We start from the raw sequence: 15,101 nt of genomic DNA, 5'->3' as shown, positions 1-15,101 counted from the left end.
GAGTAACCATGAGCAAGCGCGGTCGGAAGCGTCGCGCCCGCAAGGGCAACGGCGCCAACCACGGCAAGCGTCCCAACGCCTGAGCCGTAGGCGTAGCGGAGGGTGAGGGCCGAGGTACGAGGCACTCGCCCGCAGCGAAGCCGCAGGCTCAGGCGTTCAAAAGGACAGCCTGAGCCGTAGGCGTAGCGGAGGGTGAGGGCCGAGGTACGAGGCACTCGCCCGCAGCGAAGCCGCAGGCTCAGGCGTTCAAAAGGACAGCCTGAGCCGTAGGCGTAGCGGAGGGTGAGGGCCGAGGTACGAGGCACTCGCCCGCAGCGAAGCCGCAGGCTCAGGCGTTCAAAAGGACAGCCTGAGCCGTAGGCGTAGCGGAGGGTGAGGGCCGAGGTACGAGGCACTCGCCCGCAGCGAAGCCGCAGGCTCAGGCGTTCACAAGGACAGCCTGAGCCGTCGCTGACGCGAATGAGGCCGCGGACCCCCCAGGGTCCGCGGCCTCATCTGCGTCGAGGGTGGGGCGCTCAGCCCGTCGTCATCACCGTCAACTGCGCGTGGATGCGCACGCGCAGCGCCTCGGGGGCGCGCTCGGCGCACGAGCGCCGCACGAGCTTCTTGACGATCTCCTCGGCGCTGAGCTCGGCGAGGCACGGCGAGCAGTGCGCGAGGTGGTCACGCATGCGCTGCTCATCGTCGGGCGTCATCTCCGAGTCGAGGAACTCGTACAGGTGCACGAGCGCGTGCTCGCACTCGGACTCGCCCGTGGTGTCGTGCGGGATCGGCTTGCTCACTTCGTGCCTCCGTGCGCCTGCGCAGGGACGTGGGGTGCGACCAGCCCTCGCTCCGCGGCGTAGTCGGCGAGCAGCTCACGCAGCTGCTTGCGACCGCGGTGGAGCCGGGACATCACGGTGCCGATGGGCGTGCCCATGATCTCGGCGATCTCCTTGTAGGGGAAGCCCTCGACGTCGGCGTAGTAGACGACCATGCGGCGGTCCTCCGGAAGCTGCGCGAGGGCGCGCTTGACGTCGGAGTCGGGCAGGCGGTCCAGGGCCTCTGCCTCGGCAGAGCGCAGGCCCTGCGAGGTGTGCGACGCCGCGCGCGCGATCTGCCAGTCCTCGACGTCGTCGGTCTGGGACTGCTGCGGCTCACGCTGCTTCTTGCGGTAGCTGTTGATGAACGTGTTCGTCAAGATCCGGTACAGCCACGCCTTGAGGTTGGTGCCCGGACGGTACTGGTGGAATGCCGCGAACGCCTTGGCGAAGGTCTCCTGCACCAGGTCCTCGGCGTCGGCGGGGTTGCGCGTCATGCGCAGCGCGGCCGAGTAGAGCTGATCCAGGTGCACGATCGCGTCCCGCTCAAAGCGCGCCGCGCGCGCGGTGGCGTCCTCGCCCTCGGGGGCGCGGGCCGTCCCGGGCTCGCCCAGGTCGGTGTCCCGCTCGTCGGTCAGGTCGTCGCTCATCGCCGACGAGCCTAGCCCCTGGACCATCGCGCCGGGCGGCCAGGCCCTCGCCGACGCGCGCTCCTTGGTCACGCCGTCGACCTCGGCGGGGAAGGCGAACAGCCGGACCGTCTCGACGGGACGAGGCGCGGCGACCTGCGCGACGGGTGGCGCGGGTCGGCTGGGGCAGGGTGCGTACGACATCGTTGGGCTCAACGCCCACGCGCGGTGTCCGCATTCCCGCGCGCGCCATGGCGCGCCACAGCGCGGTGTGGCGCGGTCGGCGCCGCCGCCGGCCTGCGCGCGGCCCGCCGCTCTGGAATGGTGGAGCCATGCTGCTGCGTCGTATCGCCCGCCCCCTCCTGGCCGCTCCGTTCGTGTACGACGGCGTCCAGGCGGCCCTGCACCCCGACGAGCACGTCGAGGCCGCGCGAGGACTCGCCGACCAGGTCACCGACCGTCTGGGCGTCGCCCGGCTCACCGACGCGAACCTCACGCTCGCCGTGCGCGCGCACGGCGGGCTCACGGCGGCGCTCGGCGTCGGGCTGGGCGTCGGGCTCCTGCCGCGTGTCGCCTCGCTCAAGCTCGCGGCGCTCACGGCGCCGCTGGCGGTGGCACACCAGCCGTTCACCACCAGGGGCCCCGAGCGCGCCGAGAAGTCCGCGCGGTTCGTGCGCGCGCTCGGGCTCGTCGGGGGCGCGCTGCTCGCCGGGTTGGACACCGAGGGCAAGCCGGGGCTGTCGTGGCGGGTGAGCAACGCCCGCAGGCTCAAGGCGCAGGCGCGCCAGGCCGACGTCCGCCACGCTGATTAGCCGTCAGCGGCAGTCCGGTCGGCCGACCGACTCCGGCCGCGCCGCGAGGGGCCCTCACCCCGCCCAGTAGCCTGGGCCCCATGACGTCGACCGCGCCCGCCGGGGCGCCCCAGCCCACCGCCGCCGACCTGTGGGCGGCGCCCGTCACCGCGAGGCCGCTCGACGCGACCGTCGAGGTCCCCGGCTCCAAGTCGCTGACCAACCGGCTGCTGGTGCTGGCGGCGCTCGCCGACGGGCCGGGCACGCTGCGTGGCGCACTACGCAGCCGCGACGCCGACCTCATGATCGGCGCGCTGCGCACGCTCGGCGTCGGCGTCGAGGAGGGTGAGGCGCCCTCCACGCTCCACGTCACCCCCGGCCCGCTGACGGGCGACGTCGACATCGACTGCGGTCTGGCCGGCACCGTCATGCGCTTCCTTCCGCCCGTCGCGGCGCTGGCCGACGGCCCCGTGCGCTTCGACGGCGACCCGCAGGCCCGCGTACGCCCCATGGGTCCGGTGCTGCGCGCGCTGCACGCCCTCGGCGTCGTCGTGAGCGCGCCCGGCTCCCCCGACCTGCCCTCGACGCTGCCATTCACGGTGGCCGGGCGCGGCGGCCTGCGCGGCGGCGCCGTGGACGTCGACGCGTCGGCGTCGAGCCAGTTCGTCTCGGGCCTGCTGCTGGCCGCCGCGCGGTTCGAGCAGGGTCTGACGCTGCGCCACGTCGGCACGACGCTGCCGAGCCTGCCGCACATCCAGATGACGGTCGCCACGCTGCGCGACGCCGGGGTGCGCGTCGACGACTCACGGGACGGCATCTGGGTGGTCACCCCCGGACCGATCTCCGCGCGCGACGTGCGCGTCGAGCCTGACCTGTCCAACGCGGCGCCGTTCCTGGCCGCCGCGCTCGTGGCCGGGGGCCGCGTGTCGGTGCCGGGGTGGCCGGCTGCGACCACGCAGCCGGGCGCGCTCGTGCCCGGGCTGCTGGAGCAGATGGGCGCCTCCACGTCGCTGTCGCCCGACGGCGTGCTCACGGTGACCGGAGACGGCACGGTGCGCGGCGTCGACGTCGACCTCAAGGCCGCGGGAGAGCTCGCCCCCACGATCGCCGCGCTCGCCGCGCTGGCCGACTCCCCCAGCCGCCTGCGCGGCATCGCGCACCTGCGCGGGCATGAGACCGACCGCCTGGCGGCGCTGGCGGCGGAGATCACACGGCTGGGCGGCCAGGCCGAGGAGACGCGCGACGGGCTCGTCATCACTCCCCGTCCCCTGCACGGCGGCGTGTTCCACACCTACGCCGACCACCGCATGGCCACCTCGGGCGCGCTGCTCGGCCTGCGGGTTCCCGGGGTCATGGTCGAGGACGTCGAGACCACCGCCAAGACCCTGCCCGGGTTCGCGGGGCTGTGGCAGGCGATGCTCTGATGGCGCGACGGGGCGGGCGCGACGAGCACGAGGCGTTCGCTCGCCCGTCCAAACGGGGCAGCCGGCCCCGCTCCAAGCAGCGCCCCGAGCACGCCGACGCCGTCACGGGCCTGGTGACGGGCGTCGACCGCGGGCGCTACACGCTGCTGCTGGATGAGGGCGGCGACGACGAGCGGGCGGTGCTGGCGATGAAGGCGCGCGAGCTCTCGCGCACGCGCGCCGTCGTCGGCGACCGCGTCGACGTCGTCGGCGACACGAGCGGCGACAAGGGCACCCTGGCGCGCATCGTGCGGATCGCCGAGCGCACCTCGGTGCTGCGGCGCACCGCGGACGACACCGACCCGTATGAGCGCATCGTGGTCGCCAATGCGGACCAGCTCGTGATCGTCACAGCGCTGGCGCAGCCCGAGCCGCGCACCGGGATGATCGATCGCGCGGTCGTCGCGGCGTACGACGCCGGGATGCGCGTGCTGCTGTGCCTGACCAAGTCCGACCTCGCCCCGGCCGACGGGTTGCGCGGGCTCTATGAGCCGCTCGGAGTCGACGTCGTGGTCACCTCGACGCTCACCGACCCCGCCTCCCTCGACGCGGTGCGCGAGCGGCTGCGCGGGCGCGTCTCGGTGCTGCTGGGGCACTCGGGCGTCGGCAAGTCGACGCTGGTCAACGCGCTGGTGCCGGGCGCGCGGCGGGCGACCGGGCACGTCAACGACGTCACCGGGCGCGGACGGCACACCTCGACGTCGGCGGTGGCGCTGCGCCTGCCGGGCGCACAGGGCTGGGTGGTCGACACCCCGGGCGTCCGGTCGCTGGGCCTCGCGCACGTCGAGGTGGACCACGTGCTGGCCGCTTTCGAGGACCTGGACGAGGCCGCGGCCGAGTGCCCGCGCGGGTGCACGCACCTGGCCGAAGCGCCCGACTGCGCGCTCGACGAGTGGCTTGAGGCGTCGCCCGACGCCGAGACGCGGGCGACACGGCAGGCCCGTGTGGTGAGCTTTCGACGCCTTCTGGCCTCGCGCACCGCTAGCGTGTGAGCGTGAGCACCGATCGCACGTACGAGGACGACCTGCGACTGGCGCATGTGATCGCCGACCAGGTCGACGCCCTGACCATGGAGCGCTTCCGCGCCCTCGACCTGCACGTCGAGACCAAGCCGGACAACACGCCAGTCTCCGACGCCGACAAAGCCGCCGAGGAGTTCATCCGCGCGCAGCTCAAGCGAGCCCGCACGCGGGACGCCGTGGTGGGAGAGGAGTACGGCACGGCCGGTGGCGGCGCGCGGCGCTGGATCATCGACCCCATCGACGGCACCAAGAACTTTGTGCGCGGCGTGCCCGTGTGGGCCACGCTCATCGCACTCGCCGACGGCGACGAGGTCGTCATGGGCCTGGTGTCCGCCCCGGCGCTCGGGCGGCGCTGGTGGGCCGCCCGCGGCCAGGGCGCGTGGACCGGCCGCGCGCTCTCCTCGGCCACGCGCATGAACGTCTCGGGGGTGCGCGCCATCGAGGACGCCTCGTTCTCCTACGCCTCGCTCGGCGGCTGGGAGGAGCGCGACAAGCTCGGCGGGTTCCTCGACCTGACGCGCCGCTGCTACCGCACGCGCGGCTACGGAGACTTCTGGTCATACATGCTCGTGGCCGAGGGCGCCGCCGACATCGCGGCCGAGCCCGAGCTCCAGCTCTACGACATGGCCGCGCTCGTGCCGATCGTGACCGAGGCGGGCGGACGCTTCACCTCGCTCGACGGCGAGCCCGGTCCGTGGGGCGGCAACGCCGTGGCGACCAACGGGCGCCTGCACGACGAGGTCCTGGTCTACCTCGGCTGACGGCCCGCGGGCGCCGCCCCCGCCCGCGGCGTGACGCATCTCGCCAGCGCGAGCGTGCCACACGCGCATACTGCGTCTGCCATATTGCGGACAGCAGGGTCCACCAGGCGCCACTGTGGGGGCATGGCCCGACGTCGAGCCACCGTGACCCCGTGCCTCGCCCTCGACCCCGCGGTCCGACCTGCGACCGAACGCGTGGTGCGCGGCGTGGTGCGGGCGCTGCGCGACGGGCTGATCAAGGACGGCGACCCGATGCCGTCGTCGCGCGCGCTCGCCGACGCCAGCGGGATCGCCCGCTCATCGGTGGTGTGCGCCTACGAGCGCCTGGCCGGGATGGGCGTGCTCATCGCGGTGCAGGGACGCGCGACGGCGGTGCGGCTCGGGGCGGCCCGCCTCGTCGACCCCGCCACACCGGAGCCGCCGCGCGCGCCGCCGCGTCGAGCGCCCGACTCCATCGACCTGTCGGTGCCCGGAGGCGCCGCATCCGAGGCGCTCGACCCCAAGGACTGGAACCGCGCGTGGCGGCGCGCCATCGCGCCGCTCGCGCCGGACGCCTGCCTGAGCGACGCCCTGGTCGACTTCCTTCGCACGACCCGCGGGATCGTCACCACCCCGGAAGAGCTTGTTCTGCGCCCGAGCCTGGGCGCCGCGCTGGGCGACGTCATCGACGCGTTCGACCTGACCGGCCGCGAGATCGCGATCGAGGACCCCTGCCTGCCGGGCCTCCAGCGCCGCCTGGCGATGTCCGGGTGCCGGGTGCGCTGCGTCCCCGTCGACGAGCAGGGGCTGCGCGTCGACCTGCTCGGCAACGAGGTCGCCGCCGTGCACGTGACCCCCGCACGGCAGTGGCCCACAGGGGCGCCCCTGAGCGCCGAGCGCCGGGCCGCCCTGCTGGACTGGTCGCGCCGCACCGGCGGCGTCATCATCGAGAACGACCACGACGCGCTGTTCGTCTTCGACTCGGCCCCCTCCGTGCCGCTGTTCGCTCAGGCCCGCGGCGACGACGCCTGCGAGAACCTGGTCTACCTCGGCTCCTCGGCCAAGCTCGTCGCCACCGACCTGCAGGTCGTGTGGCTCGTCGGCGCGCGTCGGGCGCCCGGTCGCGACGAGGCGTCGGCGCCCGTCTGCGGGTTCACGGCGCGCGCGCTGGCCGACTACCTCACCTCAGGCGCCCTCTACCGCCAGCACGCCCGCACGCTGCGGTTGGTCCAGGATCGGCGCGACGCCCTCGTCGCCGCGCTCGCGGCTCGCGCGCCCACCGTGCGCGTGCGCGGCGCGGGCAGCGGCACCGAGGCTGTCGTCGTCCTGCCCGCCGGAGCCGACCCCTTCCGGATCGCGCGCGCGGTGCGCGAGGCGGGCTTCCGCTGCTCGACCCTCGGCGACTTCGCGGTGCACGCGCAACGCGCCGCCCTGGTGGTGGACTACAGCAACCTTCCGGCGCTCGCGGCGCGCGGCTTCGCCGTCGCGCTCGCCTCGGCCCTCGGCCCGGGGGCCGAACGGGCTATCCGGTCGCCTGGACGGCGGTGACGGCGATCGTCGAGACGATGTCCTCGACGCTCGCCCCGCGCGACAGGTCGTTGACCGGCTTGCGCAGGCCCTGCAGCACCGGCCCGACCGCGAGCGCCCCCGCCGATCGCTGCACCGCCTTGTACGCGATGTTGCCGGCCGACAGGTCGGGGAAGACGAGCACCGTGGCGCGCCCCGCGACGAGCGAGCCCGGCGCCTTGCGCGCGCCGACCTCGGGCACGACGGCGGCGTCGTACTGCAGCGGTCCGTCGATGGGCAGGTCGGGCGCCGCCTGGCGCGCCAGCGCCGTCGCCTCACGCACCAGGTCGACGTCGGGCCCGGCGCCCGAGCCGTAGGTGGCGTACGAGAGCAGCGCCACGCGCGGCTCGACGCCGAGCTGGCGCGCTGTGCGGGCCGAGGTCACCGCGATCGCCGCGATCTGCGGGGCCGTGGGGCTGATGTTGATCGCGCAGTCGGCGAACACGAGCACGTCGTCGCCGCCGTGCGGCAGGCACATGAGGAACACCGAGGAGACGAGGTCGGCGTCCTCGCGGGCGCCGATGACCTCCAGCGCCGGGCGCACGGTGTGCGCGGTGGTGTGGGCCGCGCCCGAGACCATGCCGTCGGCCAGGCCCCGTTCGACCATCATCGTGCCGAAGTACGACACGTCTCCCATCGCGGCGCGCGCCTGGTCGCAGGTGACGCCCTTGTGGGCGCGCAACTCCAGGTAGCGGCGCTCGAAGGCCTCACGGTGCGGGGAGGTCTGCGGGTCCCAGATCGCCACGGCGTCCGGGTCGAGCCCCGCCTCGCGCGCGGTGGCGCGCACGACGTCGTCGGGCCCGAGCAGCACCACGCGGGCGAGGCGCTCGGCGACCACGCGGGCGGCGGCGGCGCACACGCGCGGCTCGTCGCCCTCGGGCAGCACGATCGTGCGGTCGGCCGCGCGGGCGCGCGCGTGCAGGGTGGCGAGGAACGCGGCGCCTGGCCGCTCGGCGGCCTGCGCGGGCAGGTCCGGGATCGCTTCGGGGGGTGTGACGCGCGCTCCGGGGACGGCCACCACGAGCCGCAGCCCGTGGTCACGGGCGAGGTCGCGGGCGTCGGGGGTGAGGATGGCCCCGGCCGGCACACGCAACTCGCGCAGCCCGCTCCCGACCGCGTCGCGCACCCGCGCGCGGGTCCACACGGGGTGACCCGCGACGGGGCGCGGCCCGGACGTGGCGCGCGGCGGCGCCTCGGGCCACGCCGACTCGGGCCACGCCGACTCACGCATGGTCGACTCCGTCGATCGCCTCGAGCGCGGTCAGCGCGGCGTCGCGCGCGGCCAGCACGTCGGCCTCGGTGCCCGACATCCACAGCCGCCCGAACGCGCCGACCGAGGAGAAGTGGTTGAGCCGGACGGCCGCGGCCTTCTCGGCCTCGTTGGCGGCGAGCGTGACATACGCGGCGGGCTCGACCTCGAGCACCAGCATGGTCTCGCCCGCGACGATCATCGACCCGCGGTTGAAGCGGTTGAGCAGCTGGCACTGGAACGGGTTGACGTTGGTGACCACCTGCACCGACGCGACCTGCGGGCGCATCCGCTCCGACTGCGCGAGCCCCAGCTCCTCGAGCACCACCTCGCCGGCCCGCAGCACGTCGGCCTGCGAGCCCGAGTGCACCTCGAACATGCCGTAGTGCCGCTCGACGATCTGGCTTCCGGGGCGCACGTCGGTCGACTTGACCACGCGGTCGACGATGGGGAAGACCCAGTTGCCGGGCGCCATCTCGACGTACAGCGCCGCCCACCCCTCCACGACCGGGTCGCCCTGGGTGATGGTGCCGATGAACGCCGCGAACTGCGGCTGCATGCGGTCGATGTGGCAGTAGGCGCGCAACTGGAAGGCCTCGCGCGTGCGGGAGCGTGCGTCGGCGGTCATGGCAGGGCACCGTCCTCGGTGATGGTCGGGGCGAAGGCGGCGACCCCGAGCGGGGTCACCAGCGCGGGCTCGGGCGCGACGACGCACGGAACGCCGGTGACCCGGGCCACGACCCGGTCGATCCCGGCGAACGCGCAGGTGCCGCCGACCAGCACGATCTGGGTCACCTCGTACCCGGCCACGGCACGCGCCACGATGCCCGCCTGCCGTTCGAAGACGGGCACGGCCAGCGGGAGGTAGCGCTTCTGGAAGGCGGCGTCACGCTTGAGCAGCTCGGCCTCCTCGAACGACATGCCGAGCCCTCCGGCGAGCACGAGGCTCAGGTGGGTCCCGCCGCCGGGCTCGTCGTCGGTCGCGACCACGACGCCGCCGCGCACGACGGCGGTGCCCGTGGTGCCGCCACCGATGTCGACCACGGCGCCCTCGCGCAGCCGCAGGACGGCGTTGGCCGCGGTGGGCTCGTCGATGACGGCGACGCACTCGATGCCCGCCGACTCGAGCACGTAGCGGTGGGCGCGCGCGTCGGAGACGTCGACGCCGGGCGGCAGGGTCACCGCGGCGCACGCCAGCCGCCGCCCGGTCGCCTGCTCGAGGTCCTCGCGCAGACCGAGCACCACGGCCGACGCGCCCGCGAAGTCCCACACGACGCCGTCGCGCACCACGTCGGCGAACGTCGTCGCCGCGGCGAGCGGGACGCCCTCGGCGTCGGTCACGGTGATGACGGTGTAGGCGGTGCCGAGGTCGACGCCGACGCGGATGGGCACGTCGAGCGCGATCGGCTGCGGGAAGTCGATCGCCGCGCGGGCGCGTGCCATGAGGGCGTCGACACGCTCGTCGATCCCCTGCGCGGCACGCTCGCCGGTGGCCTCGCTCACGTGACACCCCCGCGCGCCAGGAGCAGCTGGACGAGGTAGCACGCCGAGGACAGGCGGTTGAGGCCCTGGCAGACCGAGGCGCCGTAGGGGTGGTGCGGGCTGGGGAAGACGCCCGCCGCGGTGACCTCGACCTCGCGCGACCGGGCGCGGGCCAGGTTGACGTGGTGCTGCAGCGGCGCCGACCGCTCGGTGAGCGTCATATGCGGCACGCCGACCTCGGTGACGGGGTCGTGGGTCGCCCGGTGGATCCGCTCGTCGTCCCACCCCGCCATGACCAGCTCACCCGCCGGACGCTCGTTGTACTCGGCGCTGAGCAGCTCGCGGCAGTAGGCGGCGAGCGTGGCGAGGTTGGCGCCGGCCTCCTGCTGCCCGGCGGCCAACGCCTCGGCAGCCGCGGCCAGGAGCTGGGCGCCGAGGGTGTCGAGCTGGCCGCGCAGCACGATGCGCGGATGTGTCTTGGCCACATAGTGGTTGTGGTTGAGCTGCGTCAGCCACGCGGGCTTGGCGGTCACGGCGCAGCCGCACTGCGTGCACAGCGGTGTCGCGTCCCGGTCCACCGGGAACGACGCGTCGGCGTCCCAGTCGGGTCGGGCGGGTGCGGCGGGCTGCGTGGCCTGGCCGCCCCCCTGCGGGGGCGTCGGCGTGGCGGGCGTCTGCCTGGTCATGTCGGCGGGCTCCTGCGTCAACTCGAGCTTCCACTGCGCGACGAAGTCGGCCGCGGCCGGCGTCAGCCGCACGCCCGGCGGCACGGCCACCACCGCCCCGGCAACGGGCCGGCGCAGGCGGTCGCGCAGGTCAGCCTCGGTGAGGATCACCCCGCCTGCCCCTCCCAGTCGGCCGGGAAGGTCACGTAGACGAACTTCGCCCATCCCGGCGTGCCGAACGTGATGCGCGAGCCCTTGGGCACGTACAGCACGTCGCCCGGGCGTCCGACGCGCTCGCCGTCGCTCGTGCCGATGCGCAGCTCGCCCTCGAGCACGACCTGGACCTCGTCGTAGGTCAACGTCCAGGGAAACGAGCCCTTGGTCAGCGTCATGTAGCCGGCCGCCATGGGCGCGCCATGGGCGGACGTCACGACGTCGACGGTGCGCACGTCCTGGCCGGGCTCGGGGCCCGGGTGCCCGAACGGCGCCAGCGGCGCGTCACACGCGCGGGCCAGGACGACCGGGCGTGCGGGCGTGGGAGCGGGCGGCGGGGCGGACGTGGGCGCGACCGCGCCCAGCACCGACGCGACGATCGCCCGCACGCGGGCCTCGACGCCGTCGGCGCACTGCCCGGCGAGTCCGGGCGTCGGGGCGCCAGGTCCCGCCGTCGACGACGGCCCGGGTCCCGGCGTTGGCTGGACCGGCGTGTGGACCGGCGTGGCGGGCGCCTGCGGCGAGGTCTGCCCCGCCGCAGGCGTGTCGTCCACCAGGGTGACGCGCAGGTCACGGGCCACCTCGCGTGCGAGGGGCGTGACCACCGCCCGAGCGGGCAGCACGAGCCGCCCGCCCTCGCCGGCCGCACGGACGTCAGCGGCACTGACTGCGATGCGACCCATCACCAGTCACCCCCTACTGGGCCTGCGGGAGAATTTGCTCGACGTCGGTGTGCGGCCGCGGGATCACGTGGACCGAGATGAGCTCGCCCACGCGTCCTGCCGCGGCGGCGCCGGCGTCGGTCGCGGCCTTGACCGCCCCGACGTCGCCGCGCACCATCACCGTCACGTAGGCGGCGCCGATCTGCTCCTTGCCGATGAGTTTGACGTTGGCGGCCTTGACCATGGCGTCGGCGGCCTCCACGGCGCCGATCAGTCCCCGGGTCTCGACCATGCCGAGCGCGATCATCTGTACGTCAGCCATGAGAGTGCTCCTTGCTGTGCGGGATGTGGTGATGCTGGTGGACGCCGGCCGGGCGGCCGGGGGTTGTTGCGGCTCCGAGGGCCGTGGCGGGGCCTTCGCCCGCGCCGTCGTGGGTTTCGTGGCGGCCTTGGAGTCCTTGCGGGCGCCCGGCGCCCTCTTGCGCGCCGGACGGGGTGAGGCGGCCTGCGGTGATGCCGCTGGGGGCAACGCGGGCGTCGCGCGCGCCGCGGGCAGCAGGCCCGCGGCCTCGGCTGCGGGCGATGGCGCCGTCGGCGGGACCTCGGGCGGCGGGACGCTGGGAGTGTCGTCAGCCACGGCTCACCCCTCCCCCGAGCTGCTCCAGGACGCGGCGCACCATGCGCTCGATGGCCGCCGCGTCGGCGTCGGCCTCGGGCGGCGCCACGGCGCGCGGGGCTCCGCCGCCCGCGACCCGCGCCCCGGGCGGCGGGTCGGCTCGGTGGTAGGCGATGCGCTTGACGTTGAGCAGGTGCCGCACCGAGACGTTGTCGGAGACGGTCGCCCCGCCCAGGCCGCCGGGCGCCAGCGTCAGGGACGGGTCAAGGCCCGTGGTGGCGCCGATGCCGCCGAGCGACCCCCAGGTGTTGACCAGGATGCGGAAGGCTGGCTTCTCGACGCCGAAGGCGAGGATCACCTCCTCGTCGCTGGCGTGGACGACGATCGAGTGCCCGTCGCCGCCGAACCGCAGCAGCTCGATCGAGCGCTCGCACCCGGCCCGCCAGCCGTCGGCGACCATGAAGCCGAGCACCGTGGTGAGCTTCTCGCGCGAGAGCGGGTGCGCGGCCCCGACGCCGTCGAGGTCCGCGACCAGCACGCGCGCGTCGGCCGGCACCGCGATCCCGGCCCGCTCCCCCAGGTGCTGCGGGGTGCGTCCGACGTAGTCGGCGACCATGAGCCCACCGGGGCGGAACATCATCGCCGCGAGCCGGTTGGCCTCGTCGCGCGTGAGCCAGTGCGCGCCGTTGGCCCGCATGGCCTCGCGCAGCCGGTCGGCGATCGGGGCGTCGGCGACGACCACCTGCTCGGTCGCGCAGATCGTCGAGCAGTCGAACGCCTTCGACTCGACGATCATGCGCGCGGCCTGCTCGACGTCGGCGCTGCGGTCGACGTAGGCGGGCACGTTGCCGGGGCCCACGCCGATCGCGGGCTTGCCGCACGAGTGCGCGGCGCGCACCATGCCGGGTCCGCCCGTGGCGAGCACCAGCGACGTGAGCCGGTGGCTCATGAGCGCGTGGGTGCCCTCGACCGTCACCTCGGTCAGGCAGGACACCAGCCCGGGAGGCATCCCGGCGCGCTCACCCGCCTCGGCCACGACCCGCACGGCCTCGGCGGTCGAGCGACGCGCCGAGGGGTGCGGCGCCACGACGACGCCGTTGCGGGCCTTGACGGCGATGAGCGCCTTGAAGATGGCGGTTGACGTGGGGTTGGTCGACGGCGCGAGCGCCGCGACCACTCCCACCGGCCAGCCGATCTCCACGATGCCACGCGCCTCGTCGCGGCCGATGACGCCGCAGGTGCGCACGTCGCGGATCGACTCCCAGACGCTGGAGGCCGCGAACTCGTTCTTGATCCGCTTGTGCGCGGGGTCACCGAACCCGGTCTCCTCGTGGGCCATGCGGCCCAGCGGTCCCGCCTCGCGCATCGCGGCCGCGACCATCGCCTCGCAGACGCGGTCGACCTCCTCTTGCGAGGCGAACTGGAACGAGCGCATCGCCTCGTGCGCGGCCACGACCTTGTCACGGGCGTGCTGGATCGCGACGAGGTCGGCGTCGAACCGGCCGGTCTCCGCCTCGGACGTCACGCCCGCGGTCGTGCTCTGAGTCGTGCTCACCGGTGTGGTCACCTCCTGGCGCGTGTCGTGTGGTCCGGGTCAGTACTTGCGGGGCGAGGCCGCGACGTCGAGCACCGCGTCCTGGAACGCGGCGCACGCCGCACGGCACGCGCTCTGCGAGCCGGTCAGCAGGCCGCCCGCGAAGTTGGTCTCCGACGGCGGCTCGTAGAAGACCTTCATCTCGACCTCGGCGGCCTTGATCGCCGCGTCGAGTCCGTACGTCGCCTCGAGCGGCGGCGCGATGAGGTAGGCCAGCGACTGCCCGCGCGCGATGCCCGCGCCCTGCGACAGGTACGAGCCGGTCGAGCTGATCAGGTGCGGGAAGAAGGTCAGGTCACCGGCCTCATTCGCCGAGTAGAACCACGCCTCCTCCTCGCAATAGGCGATGCAGGCGTCCATTCCGGCGCGCACCTCGGCCGGGTCGGGGCCGGCGAGGATGCCGATGATCTCGCCGGACAGGGGGCCCGATGGGTAGCCCGAGCCCGCGTAGAAGCTCTTGGCGTACACGACGTCGACCTCGGCGAACTTGGTGGCCTCGTCGAGCGAGACGTACAGCGAGTCGTCGATGTCGCACGTGATCAGGCCGATCGACCGCTGCGCGTCGCTGAGCCCGAGTTTGGCCGCGTAGCCGCGGTCGACGTTCGGGATCATCCGCGTGGCGAGGATGGTGGGCTTGACTGGTTCGAGGATGGGCATGGCCGTTGGCTCCTTCGTCTCACTGCGCGCCGATGGCGTCGCGCAACCGGACGCCGCTGGCCGAGTGCTGGATCATCTTCTTGACGAACTCCACGACGTAGGCGCCCGCCTCGAGCGGGTTCGTCCCCCCGTGGGTGGTGATCATGCAGATCAGGTCGCGGTCGGCGTCCGACTTGCCGGGCTGCGGGTCGAAGCCCATGTAGGCGCTCATCGCGTCGGCGATCCCCAGGCCGGGGCGCTCGCCGATGAGCAGCACCACGGCCTTGGCGCCGACGATCGCGTTGATGTCGTTCATGACCCCGACGCGCGCGTTCTCGATGAAGAACGGCGTCCCGAGGCTCAGTCCGGCCGCCTTGAGGCCCTGCTCGATGACCGGGTAGATGTCGGCGAGGTTGTTGGTGATGGCCGCCGCCGACAGCCCGTCGCCGACGCACAGCTGCACGTCGACGCCCTTGACGCAGCGCTCGGCGATCGTCGCCTTGGACTCCTCCGACAGCCGCCGCCCCAGGTCGGGCCGCAGCAGGTACTCCTCACGGTCGGCCACCTGCGTGGTCACCGTGAACAGCCCCAGCGCGTCCTTGGTCGACTCCTCCACGACGCCGTAGATGGCGTCCTGGGTGACCGCGTGGTCGGCCTGGAACAACAGCAGCGACGCCGTGCGCGGGCGCGCGCCGGTGCGCCCGACGCCCAGCCGCGCCGTCGTGGCCGCGCACAGGTTGCGCAGGCCGTCCGGGTCGTGGGGGTGGGCGACCCCGAGCGTGCGGCGCGCGGGCTCCAGGGTGGGGTCGGGCAGGTCGATGACGAGCCCGCCGTCGTCGCCGGCCACCGCGCGCGGCCCGGGCGTGGGCACGCCCAGCGGCAGGCCCTCACGCACGAGCTCGGCGATGACCTTGGCCACGATCTGCTCGATGTCCGCCGGGCTCTGAGCCCGCGTGATCTCCTCGGTCATGGG

17 protein-coding genes are annotated in these 15,101 nt (G+C 74.2%); 6 read left to right on the top strand and 11 right to left on the bottom strand.

All coding sequences use genetic code 11. The annotated features are described in order from the left end of the window. The first annotated feature begins 8 nt into the window (after window positions 1–8). Complete coding sequence (locus EV386_RS18940) at window positions 9–83, top strand: 50S ribosomal protein bL37 (RefSeq protein WP_423218990.1); 75 nt, start codon at window positions 9–11, stop codon at window positions 81–83. Between the two features lie 432 nt (window positions 84–515). Here the strand turns inward: EV386_RS18940 and rsrA are convergent, their stop codons facing one another. Together rsrA and EV386_RS01525 are read right to left on the bottom strand one after the other, a co-directional pair. After that, entirely contained in the window at window positions 516–782 is a 267-nt protein-coding gene (rsrA, locus tag EV386_RS01530) for a mycothiol system anti-sigma-R factor (protein ID WP_130411700.1), read from the bottom strand. Beyond that, the gene (locus EV386_RS01525; RefSeq protein ID WP_278025403.1) at window positions 779–1,633 is read right to left on the bottom strand and encodes a sigma-70 family RNA polymerase sigma factor; all 855 of its coding nucleotides are present in this window, start codon (window positions 1,631–1,633) and stop codon (window positions 779–781) included. The genes rsrA and EV386_RS01525 overlap by 4 nt, the downstream gene beginning before the upstream one ends. A 128-nt stretch (window positions 1,634–1,761) precedes the next feature. Here EV386_RS01525 and EV386_RS01520 point away from each other — a divergent pair, with 128 nt between their 5' ends. The 5 genes from EV386_RS01520 (at window position 1,762) to EV386_RS01500 (ending at window position 6,993) form a co-directional block, all read left to right on the top strand. Next, on the top strand, window positions 1,762–2,241 hold the full coding sequence (locus EV386_RS01520) for a DoxX family membrane protein (RefSeq protein WP_130411698.1): 480 nt from the start codon (window positions 1,762–1,764) through the stop codon (window positions 2,239–2,241). Window positions 2,242–2,321: 80 nt separating this feature from the next. Continuing rightward, window positions 2,322–3,644 carry a 3-phosphoshikimate 1-carboxyvinyltransferase gene (gene aroA / locus EV386_RS01515; protein ID WP_130411696.1) on the top strand — a complete coding sequence of 441 codons (1,323 nt, stop codon included), beginning with the start codon at window positions 2,322–2,324 and terminating at the stop codon, window positions 3,642–3,644. Then, window positions 3,644–4,675 carry a ribosome small subunit-dependent GTPase A gene (gene rsgA, locus EV386_RS01510; protein ID WP_130411694.1) on the top strand — a complete coding sequence of 344 codons (1,032 nt, stop codon included), beginning with the start codon at window positions 3,644–3,646 and terminating at the stop codon, window positions 4,673–4,675. Before aroA ends, rsgA begins: the two co-directional genes overlap by 1 nt. Window positions 4,676–4,677: 2 nt before the next feature. Then, window positions 4,678–5,466 (top strand): histidinol-phosphatase, encoded by a 789-nt coding sequence (hisN, locus tag EV386_RS01505; protein ID WP_130411692.1) that lies wholly within the window; start codon window positions 4,678–4,680, stop codon window positions 5,464–5,466. Between the two features lie 123 nt (window positions 5,467–5,589). Further along, window positions 5,590–6,993, top strand: a complete 1,404-nt coding sequence (locus EV386_RS01500; protein WP_130411690.1) for an aminotransferase-like domain-containing protein — start codon at window positions 5,590–5,592, stop codon at window positions 6,991–6,993. Here the strand turns inward: EV386_RS01500 and pta are convergent. From pta to eutC, 9 genes are all read right to left on the bottom strand, one after another. Beyond that, window positions 6,968–8,242, bottom strand: a complete 1,275-nt coding sequence (gene pta / locus EV386_RS01495) for a phosphate acetyltransferase (RefSeq protein ID WP_207216443.1) — start codon at window positions 8,240–8,242, stop codon at window positions 6,968–6,970. The genes EV386_RS01500 and pta overlap by 26 nt on opposite strands. After that, window positions 8,235–8,888, bottom strand: a complete 654-nt coding sequence (locus EV386_RS01490; protein ID WP_130411688.1) for a hypothetical protein — start codon at window positions 8,886–8,888, stop codon at window positions 8,235–8,237. Before EV386_RS01490 ends, pta begins: the two co-directional genes overlap by 8 nt. Beyond that, window positions 8,885–9,763: an ethanolamine utilization protein EutJ gene (gene eutJ, locus EV386_RS01485; RefSeq protein WP_242607781.1), complete on the bottom strand. Its 879-nt coding sequence runs from the start codon at window positions 9,761–9,763 to the stop codon at window positions 8,885–8,887. The genes EV386_RS01490 and eutJ overlap by 4 nt, the downstream gene beginning before the upstream one ends. Then, on the bottom strand, window positions 9,760–10,578 hold the full coding sequence (locus EV386_RS01480) for a hypothetical protein (protein WP_165399804.1): 819 nt from the start codon (window positions 10,576–10,578) through the stop codon (window positions 9,760–9,762). The genes eutJ and EV386_RS01480 overlap by 4 nt, the downstream gene beginning before the upstream one ends. After that, window positions 10,575–11,303, bottom strand: a complete 729-nt coding sequence (locus EV386_RS01475) for a cupin domain-containing protein (RefSeq protein WP_130411684.1) — start codon at window positions 11,301–11,303, stop codon at window positions 10,575–10,577. Before EV386_RS01475 ends, EV386_RS01480 begins: the two co-directional genes overlap by 4 nt. Before the next feature lie 13 nt (window positions 11,304–11,316). Further along, window positions 11,317–11,604 carry a BMC domain-containing protein gene (locus tag EV386_RS01470; protein WP_130411682.1) on the bottom strand — a complete coding sequence of 96 codons (288 nt, stop codon included), beginning with the start codon at window positions 11,602–11,604 and terminating at the stop codon, window positions 11,317–11,319. Between the two features lie 307 nt (window positions 11,605–11,911). After that, entirely contained in the window at window positions 11,912–13,453 is a 1,542-nt protein-coding gene (locus EV386_RS01465) for an aldehyde dehydrogenase family protein (protein WP_242607780.1), read from the bottom strand. Between the two features lie 39 nt (window positions 13,454–13,492). Then, window positions 13,493–14,149 (bottom strand): ethanolamine utilization microcompartment protein EutL, encoded by a 657-nt coding sequence (gene eutL, locus EV386_RS01460; protein ID WP_207216442.1) that lies wholly within the window; start codon window positions 14,147–14,149, stop codon window positions 13,493–13,495. Window positions 14,150–14,168: 19 nt separating this feature from the next. After that, window positions 14,169–15,098 carry an ethanolamine ammonia-lyase subunit EutC gene (gene eutC, locus EV386_RS01455; protein ID WP_130411680.1) on the bottom strand — a complete coding sequence of 310 codons (930 nt, stop codon included), beginning with the start codon at window positions 15,096–15,098 and terminating at the stop codon, window positions 14,169–14,171. Between the last annotated feature and the right edge of the window lie 3 nt (window positions 15,099–15,101).

It is taken from the genome of Xylanimonas ulmi (assembly GCF_004216535.1).
Taxonomy (GTDB): Bacteria; Actinomycetota; Actinomycetes; order Actinomycetales; family Cellulomonadaceae; genus Xylanimonas; species Xylanimonas ulmi.
The sequence above is the reverse complement of the archived record's forward strand: the minus strand, read 5'-3'. Positions and strand labels throughout refer to the sequence as shown.